Source organism: Microcystis sp. M53603_WE2 (assembly GCF_030065435.1).
Window position 1 is genome coordinate 1 of sequence record NZ_JASJFF010000042.1, and the last position, 1721, is coordinate 1721.

Consider the following 1721-nt stretch of genomic DNA (forward strand, 5'->3'; position numbering starts at 1 on the left):
GGTTCTACCCCCCAAACCCCTAGGGTTGATTCATCGTAGGGTTGATTCATCGTAGGGTTGATTCATCGTAGGGTTGACTCATCGTAGGGTGGATGCATGAATCATCCCTACCCAAACCCCCCGTTGGGGGCGTGGCGCCGCCCCCAAACCCCGGAGCGCATTAGTTTTTCGGTGGGATGCTTACACGCAGCTGCTGACGCATCTGTAATAATTTAAGAGTCACTCCCCTTGCAGGAGTGCCTGTCCTGATATGTAGCCTATACTCAACGGATTTAGTATCAGATGGGAATCGTTACTTAGCTTCAAATTGGGCTTGTTTACGAAGTAATTCCCCGATGGTTAAATTGGGTTGGGGTCTGCCATCAAAAACCGTTCCTACCTCAAATTTTTGCAACTGTACCCTTGCCAAATGATAGGCCTCATCCGGTAGGGGAATATAACCAATACTATCTAATAAATTGGGAACTCGATCGAGATAATGTTCGACAAATTTCTCTAAAGCGGGATTCTCTTGGGCTTTTTGGGCATTAACATAAATAAACAAAGGACGAGATAAAGGCTGATATTTACTATCCTCGACATTGCTGCGAGTTGGTTCAATACCGTTAACTTTCAAAGCTTTTAATTTATCCCGATTTTGTTCATAGTAAGCATGGCCAAAATAGCCTAAAGCGTTGGCATCTTGACTGACGGCATTAACTAAAGCTTGGTCATCTTCACTAAAATTAAAGTCCCCACGGCTGGCATCTTTGCCGTTAATTACCTCACTAAAAAAATCGTAGGTTCCGGAGTCTTTACCTGGTCCGTGAAGGGTAATCGGTTGGTCGGGCCAAGCGGGATTAATTTGATTCCAACGTTTGATTTTATTCTCGGCCGCTGGTTCCCAAATAGTTCTCAATTCTGTGGTGGAAATATCATCAACCCAGTTATTTTGGGGATTGACTACCACGGTTAAAGCATCAAAAGCGATCGGTAGTTCGATAAATCTTACCTTATTAGCATCACATTCTTTTAATTCTTCCACAGAAATTGGCCGAGAAGCATTATTAATATCGGTTTCTCCCGCACAAAATTTTCTAAAACCACCGCCGGTTCCTGAAATATTAGCGTCAATTTTAACATCAGCCAAAACTTTGTTAGGGGTATTAGCTTTAAAATCTTCGAGAACTTTATCGGTAATTGGTGCTACGGTACTCGAACCATCGATTTTAATTGGTTTTAGGTCTTGAGGATTAATATTGGCACAGGCGGGTAAAATTAGGGCAGTTCCTAGTATGGTTGCGACTACTTTGGTCGGACGAGATAGCTGAGTAAAAATTTCTAGCATAGGTGTCAACAAGGAGAAAGTAAAAACGGGTATTGGGGAGACTTTTCAGTTATCAGTGGGGAAGTGGGGAAGTGGGGAGAAAAAAGCTGAGGGATGATGACTAAAAACCTTAATCTTTTCTTTGTTGTTTTTACGTCACTACAATGGTAAGGAAAGAGAAAAACCTAATCTAAACTGGAAAAGTTAGCGGCCTTACCTGCGACTTAAAACTAATGTTTAGTCAAAATAAATAGTAAAAGAAGAACGTAGGTTGGGTTGAAGCATGAAACCCAACGCCCGCATGGGTTACGCTACCGCTAACCCATCCCACAAATAATTGTGCCTCCCTACTTAAAACTAATGTTTAGTCAAAATAAATAGTAAAAGAAGAACGTAGGTTGGGTTGAAGCATGAA

General features: G+C 42.0%; 1 protein-coding gene. It reads right to left on the reverse strand.

What is annotated here, in order from left to right:
• Positions 1-292: 292 nt before the first annotated feature.
• Positions 293-1327 (reverse strand): PstS family phosphate ABC transporter substrate-binding protein, encoded by a 1035-nt coding sequence (locus tag PX481_RS01010; protein ID WP_072926443.1) that lies wholly within the window; start codon positions 1325-1327, stop codon positions 293-295.
• Positions 1328-1721 lie beyond the last annotated feature (394 nt).

Excerpts from the sequence above, each read along its gene's own strand:
- PX481_RS01010 (WP_072926443.1), bottom strand. The coding sequence starts at position 1,327 with ATGCTAGAAATTTTTACTCAGCTATCTCGTCCGACCAAAGTAGTCGCA.